Annotated in this window: 6 protein-coding genes; 3 read left to right on the plus strand and 3 right to left on the minus strand. The window is 67.6% G+C overall.

The genetic code is table 11. The annotated features are described in order from the left end of the window. Positions 1–11: 11 nt before the first annotated feature. Entirely contained in the window at positions 12–656 is a 645-nt protein-coding gene (locus AB4120_RS24980) for an OmpW/AlkL family protein (RefSeq protein WP_149138592.1), read from the plus strand. 40 nt (positions 657–696) lie between these two features. Here the strand turns inward: AB4120_RS24980 and AB4120_RS24985 are convergent, their stop codons facing one another. Next, positions 697–2,187, minus strand: coding sequence for an AMP nucleosidase (locus AB4120_RS24985; protein ID WP_144201153.1), 1,491 nt, complete (start codon positions 2,185–2,187; stop codon positions 697–699). 223 nt (positions 2,188–2,410) lie between these two features. Here AB4120_RS24985 and AB4120_RS24990 point away from each other — a divergent pair, with 223 nt between their 5' ends. Beyond that, positions 2,411–2,800, plus strand: a complete 390-nt coding sequence (locus AB4120_RS24990) for a GNAT family N-acetyltransferase (RefSeq protein ID WP_092294295.1) — start codon at positions 2,411–2,413, stop codon at positions 2,798–2,800. Between the two features lie 54 nt (positions 2,801–2,854). Here the strand turns inward: AB4120_RS24990 and AB4120_RS24995 are convergent, their stop codons facing one another. Then, positions 2,855–3,583 (minus strand): NADPH-dependent F420 reductase, encoded by a 729-nt coding sequence (locus tag AB4120_RS24995; RefSeq protein ID WP_149138591.1) that lies wholly within the window; start codon positions 3,581–3,583, stop codon positions 2,855–2,857. A gap of 151 nt (positions 3,584–3,734) precedes the next feature. On the opposite strand from AB4120_RS24995, the gene AB4120_RS25000 reads away from it, so the two are divergent. Further along, the gene (locus AB4120_RS25000) at positions 3,735–5,828 is read left to right on the plus strand and encodes a ParB/Srx family N-terminal domain-containing protein (protein WP_441642984.1); all 2,094 of its coding nucleotides are present in this window, start codon (positions 3,735–3,737) and stop codon (positions 5,826–5,828) included. A gap of 57 nt (positions 5,829–5,885) precedes the next feature. Here AB4120_RS25000 and AB4120_RS25005 read toward each other — a convergent pair. Next, on the minus strand, positions 5,886–6,000 hold a 115-nt coding region (locus AB4120_RS25005), incomplete at its 5' end, for an IS3 family transposase (RefSeq protein WP_441592170.1).

Here is a 6,000-nt window from a genome sequence, read left to right on the forward strand (position 1 = left end):
TGCATACCAACATGACCAACTTCTCACTCACTCGCAAGACACTCTGCACCACCCTGGCCGCGCTGACGGCCTCTGCCGCGTTCGCGGCCCCGGCCATGGCTGCCGAGGAAACCCAGGGCAACTGGATGGTCCGCATGCGCGGCACCTTCCTCGACATGTCCAACAAGTCTGATCCAGTGGGCGGCGTGGGCGCGTCGGACCGCATCCACGTCAACAACAAGTGGATTCCGGAAGTCGACATCACGTATTTCATCGTGCCGCACATCGCCGCGGAACTGGTGCTGACGATTCCGCAGAAGCAGGACGTTTCGCTCGATGGCCAGAAGATCGGCACGTTCAAGCACCTGCCGCCCAGCCTGCTGCTTCAGTACCACTTCATCCCGAACGGCACGTTCCGGCCCTACATCGGCGCGGGCGTGAACGCGACGCGCATCTACGGCGCGGACATCGCCGGCAACACGCTGAACCTGGACCGCTGGAGCGTGGGCCCTGCCCTGCAGATCGGCATGGACTACAAGCTCACCAAGAACTGGTTCCTGAACGTGGACGCCAAGAAGATCTGGATCTCCAGCAACGTGTATGCCGGCGGCGTGAAGGTTTCCACGGTCAAGCTCGATCCGTGGCTGTTCAGCGCCGGCGTGGGTTACCGGTTCTGATGTCCAACGCCCCGCTCCGCCCGGAGCGGGGTGGCAAGCCTCAGCGGAAGGCCGGCTCGTCGAAGCTGCGCAACTTCCGCGAGTGGAGTTCTTCCACACCGTTCTCCCGCAGGATACGGATCGCCTCGAGGCCGATTGTCATATGCTGGCTCACGCGCTGCCGATAGAACGTATTGGCCATGCCGCGCAGCTTCAGCTCCCCATGCAAGGGCTTGTCGGACACGCATAGCAGCGTGCCGTACGGCACGCGCAGCCGGAAGCCGTTGGCGGCGACCGTCGCGCTTTCCATGTCGATGGCGATGGCGCGCGACTGGTTGAAGCGCGCATAGAGCGATTTCGACTTCAACTCCCAGTTTCGATCATCGGTGGACACCACCGTCCCGGTCCGCATGCGCGTCTTCATCTCGTTGCCGGACAGGCCCGTGATGCGCGCGACGGCTTCCTGCAGCGCCACCTGGATCTCGGCGATCGGCGGCACCGGCACCCACGGCGGCAGGTCGTGGTCGAGCACGTGGTCGTCGCGCACATAGGCGTGGGCCAGCACGTAGTCGCCAAGCTGCTGCGAGCGCCGCAGGCCGCCGCAGTGGCCCACCATCAGCCAGCAATGCGGACGCAGCACGGCGAGGTGATCGGTCATCGTCTTTGCGTTCGACGGCCCGACGCCGATATTGACCAGCGTGACGCCGAGCTTGTCCTCGCGCACGAGGTGGTAGGCCGGCATCTGCGGCAGCGCGCGCGGGCGGGTGGCGTCGTCGGGTTCGCTGTCGCCAAGGTTCTGGGTCACGTCGCCCGGTTCGATGAAGCGCACGTAGCCGTCGCCGCCATCGCCGGACATCAGCGAGCGGCCCAGCGCCACGAACTCATCGACATAACGCTGATAGTTCGTGAACAGGACGAAGCGCTGGAAGTGCTGCGGCGCCGTGCCGGTGTAGTGGTAGAGCCGCTGCAGGGCCAGGTCCACGCGCTCCGCCGAGAACAGCGAGAGCGGCCAGGCCTCGCCCGGCGTGGGCTCGTAGGTGCCGTTGGCGATGGAGTCGTCGATGCGGCTCAGCTCGGGCAACACGAACGAGGCCTCCAGCTCGCGCGCCTGGGTGTAGCTGATGTCGGTGGTCGAGGCTTCGATCACGAACGGCAGCGGAATCGGTCGGCGCGACAGGCCAACCACCACCGGCACACGGTGATAGCGCATCAGGCGCTCGATCTGGTCGCGGTAGTAGTCGCACAGCAGGTCCGGCCGCGTGACCGTGGTGCCGTAGACGCCGGGGTAGGCCACCGTACCCCATGAAGGGCGGCTGTCGGTCACCATGGTTTCGAGGTTGACCGAGATGCCGAGGTACGGGTAGCACGCGTGGGCCGCCGATGGGAGGGGCTTGCCCTGCGCGAAGGCGTCGAAACGCGCGCGCACGGCGGCGACCGAGCCGTCGTAGATCTCGCGAATGCGCGCCAGCGCGCTGTCCGCGTCAGAAAACTCGGCCAACTGATCGGCCGGATGGGCGGAAGAGAAGATCGAGGCGTTCATGGCAACCATCATACCGCGCGGCATCGCGCCGTGGCGGCATTCGATGGCGAAGCGTGGGAATACGAACGCTTGTGCGCGTTGCGCCGTGCATTGTTTGACGCATCCACATCCGCTTCGCTACACTCTGTCGCCATTCGCGCCGCACATCGCAGCTTCGTGGCGCAAACGCCGCTGCGCTCCCCACTTTGGTTGGGGGTACGGCACGCGACTTGGTATCTGGCAGGAGGAGCCGTCGATGGAAATCCGTAACCCGTTGCCCGCAGAGATCGAGGCGGCCAGGCGTCTGTTGGCCGCCAACGGTTGGGAGCAACAGGTCGGCAATGCCGAACGCTTCGCGCAACTGATCGCCAATTCCCAACGCGTGGCCGTGGCCGTGGAGAAGGGCGAGGTGATCGGCTTCGCCCGCGCACTGTGCGACGACATCGCCAACGGCTACATCTCGATGGTGGCCGTGGCGCCGCAGCACCGCCGGCGCGGCATCGGCCGGGCGCTGGTACGCCAGGTCATGGGCAATGATCCCGACATCGTCTGGGTGTTGCGTGCGGCACGATCCTCCGAGGCCGCCTTCTTCGGCCAGCTCGGCTTTGCACCGTCGATGGTCGCCATGGAGTGGCGGCGGCGCTGATTTCCGGCGCTGTTACGCCACTGCTGTCACTCCACCGCCGTTACTCCACCACTGTTACTCCGCCATCGCGCGCCGGAACGCCTCCGCCGAACCCATCTGGCGGAACAGCTTGCCACCCGGCGCGAAGCGGTCTGCCGTCGCCAGGCCGCCCACCACCACCGGTTCGAACCCCGCCTCGCGCACCAGTTGCGCGGCCACGGCCAGCGCGGCTGCGTCGTCGCCGGCCATCGGAACCGCCATCAGCGCGCCTTGGCGATGGCTCTCGCGGGCGAACTCCCCTGCACCGGTGAAGTTGAACACGCGCACGATCCGCGCGCCGGACAGGTACTTGGCCGTGGTGGCGCCGATACCGTTGGCTTTTACCTCCTCCACGATCGCCCCGTCACGCGGCGAGACCGCGTTGGTGGCATCGAGCACGATCTTGCCCTGCCATTTGTTCTGCTGGCCCACTTCGGGCACGGCGCTGTAGGGCACGGCCAGCAGCAGCACATCGGCGAAGGCCAGCGCCTGCGCCACCGTGCCCGCCTGGGCCAGCGGGCCGAGCGAATCGGTCAGGCTTTTCAGGGACTCCGGGTGGCGCGAGGAGAACATCACCGGGTGCCCGGCCTTGACGAACAGGCCGCCCACGGTGCCACCGATGCGCCCCGCGCCAATCACGCCGATCTTCGATTGGGCTGCGGGCCGCTGCGCCATCGCCGGCAGCGCGCTCGCCACGGTCACCAGCCCCATCACCCCCAGCACCCTGCGCCGGCCCCGGTGCATGCCTGTCGATTCCTGCTCCATCGCATCGCTCCAGCGGTTCCGATCTAGCCACTCTAGGCGATATCCACAGAGCCGGCGCTGTCATCCGCGCGTCACGGCCGCTGCCTAGACTGGCGCGCGACCACGTGCCGCCTTCGGCACTTATCGACAACAACAACGAACCGGGGAAATCATGGGAAAGAGGACCAGGCAGGCGGCCTTTGCCGCGCTGATCGTGGCCACGCTCGCGCTGGGCGCCTGCGGCGGCGGCGATGACAGCGGCAGCGCGTCGAATGGCGGTACCAGTGGCAATGGCGGCAACGGTGGCAACGGTGGCAATGCGCAGCCGGCGGCGGTGCAGCCGCTGTCGGGCGGATCGCTCTACGTCGGCGCCGTCAGCTTTGGCGACACGGTGTCCGTCGAACTCGACAAACCCGCCACCGGCCAGCTCACGCTGCGCTTCCTCGATTCCCGCTTCGGCCTGGCCGGGGCGCTGGTGGGCCAATACGTGCTGGAAGACGGCACCTACCGCGTGAGCGGCCTCTCCGCCAGCGGCACGGACGTACCGGCAGCACTGGCTGCCGCCGCCGCCACCATCACCTTCCGCTTCACGCTCGACGACGGCGTGCTCTCCGGCGCGCTGGGCCAGGTGCCCAACGTCAAGGCCGGCAACGGGGCACTGCTGCAGGGCTATGTCTCGGCCGGCAACCGTGGCGCGCAGCTGGCCGACATCGCCGGCACCTACAGCTACCTGCGCCAGACTGGCGATGCCGCCAGCGCGGGCCAGCTCAATATCGGCGCGGATGGCAGCGTGCGCGTCTGCGCCGGCCTGGGCTACAGCGCCGACTGCGCCGGTGGCCAGGCTGGCAAGCTGGCGGCCGATGCCGACCAGTCGCGCTATCCGGGCGCCTTCGCGCTGACGCTGGGCGGCAGCACTGTCGGCCGCCTGTTCGTGGGGCGCCAGCGGGGCCAGGTGGCGCTGTTCGTCGATGAAACCGGCGCCAGCGCCACGGCGCCCACCGGTAGCTGGGTCGTGCGCACGGCCACGGCCGTCGCCGCCAACGGCATCGACGGCGACTGGGTCTGCGCCGAGCCGGAACTCGACGACAACAACGCCGCCACGGGCCGTACGCGCCGCAACATCGTCTCGGTGGCGGGCACCACGCTCGCGGCGGACAACATCCCCGTGGACGTGACGCTGGCCTACAACCGCGCCGGCGGGGCCGCCGCCAACGGGTTGGTCTCGGGCACGTGGCAGACCACCGTGGCCGGTCAGGCGCAGTCGCTCGCCCTGACCTGGCTGCCGGTGAGCAAGAACCTTGCTTACCAGCTCCGGCAGGTGCCGGGCAGCACGCGGCAGCTCCCCGCTGTGTGCGCCCCGATGGCCGCGCCGACGCCGGTCTCGACCTATCTCTCGGCCACTGCAGGGCAGAACATCCTCGTCACGCTGGCCGATCTGCGCCCCACGCAGCCGGCCATCGGCCGCGACCAGATCTACTACAAGCTCGGCCGCTACGCGGCGGACCCGATCAAGAAGTTCGACGACGCCTGCGAGACCAACGGCCAGAACAAGACCAGCACCTGGGATGCGGCCACGTCCCGCCTCAGCGATCTTGCTTCCTTCACCTGCACCAAGGCAGTCGGCAACAAGCCGGCCGACATGAAGACGTTGGTGGTGGGGCCGTACGGCGAGCCGTACCTGACCGACGGGCACCACTCGTTCACGTCGATCTGGGACGCCGACACGGGCGGCGCGCAGTCGAAGATGTGGATCCGCGTGCAGGACAACCTGTCCACGCTGAACCGCGCCACGTTCTTCCGCACCCTGCGCGAGCGCAAGCTGATCTGGTCGAAGGACGGCGCCAACCAGCCGGCCTACCCGGCTGACCTGCCGCGTGCGCTGGGCCTCAAGAACGGCCTCGGCAATGACCCGTACCGCGCGCTGGTCTACTTCACGCGCGACATCGGCTACAGCCAGCCGACCGACGCCACCGAGTTCACCGAGTTCTACTGGGGGGATTGGCTGCGCGGTGTGGTGGACCTGAAGACAGTCAACCTGGACGACACCGCGAGCTACCTCGAAGCCGTGCACCGCGCCTCGGCCGCGATGGTGGCGCTGGCGCCGGACGCCGTGGTCAGCAACGGCAAGACCGCCGCGCAACTGGGCGGCCTGACCACGCTGAACGAGACCGAGTTCACCGCGCTCTCGCAGCCGGTGGGCGCGACCAAGCCCGGCAAGCTGCCGTACGCGGTGGCGTACCGGCAGGGGCTGGGGCTGAAGCCGTAAGGCAAAAAAAGACGCCCGCTGCGATGAACTGACCCCCAGAAGTTGGACGGTTGATGGCTAGGCCGGAAAGGGCTGAGTCCTGTATTGCACGGGACTCAGCCCTTTTAGTTTGAGCTTGATGCGGTCATGATTGTAGTAGTGAATGTATTGGCGCAGTCCATCCTGCAGTTGC

Source organism: Cupriavidus sp. 2KB_3 (assembly GCF_052115685.1).
GTDB classification, from domain to species: domain Bacteria; phylum Pseudomonadota; class Gammaproteobacteria; order Burkholderiales; family Burkholderiaceae; genus Cupriavidus; species Cupriavidus campinensis.

Excerpts from the sequence above, each read along its gene's own strand:
- AB4120_RS25000 (WP_441642984.1), top strand. The coding sequence starts at position 3,735 with ATGGGAAAGAGGACCAGGCAGGCGGCCTTTGCCGCGCTGATCGTGGCC.
- AB4120_RS24980 (WP_149138592.1), top strand. The coding sequence starts at position 12 with ATGACCAACTTCTCACTCACTCGCAAGACACTCTGCACCACCCTGGCC.
- AB4120_RS24985 (WP_144201153.1), bottom strand. The coding sequence starts at position 2,187 with ATGATGGTTGCCATGAACGCCTCGATCTTCTCTTCCGCCCATCCGGCC.
- AB4120_RS24995 (WP_149138591.1), bottom strand. The coding sequence starts at position 3,583 with ATGGAGCAGGAATCGACAGGCATGCACCGGGGCCGGCGCAGGGTGCTG.
- AB4120_RS24990 (WP_092294295.1), top strand. The coding sequence starts at position 2,411 with ATGGAAATCCGTAACCCGTTGCCCGCAGAGATCGAGGCGGCCAGGCGT.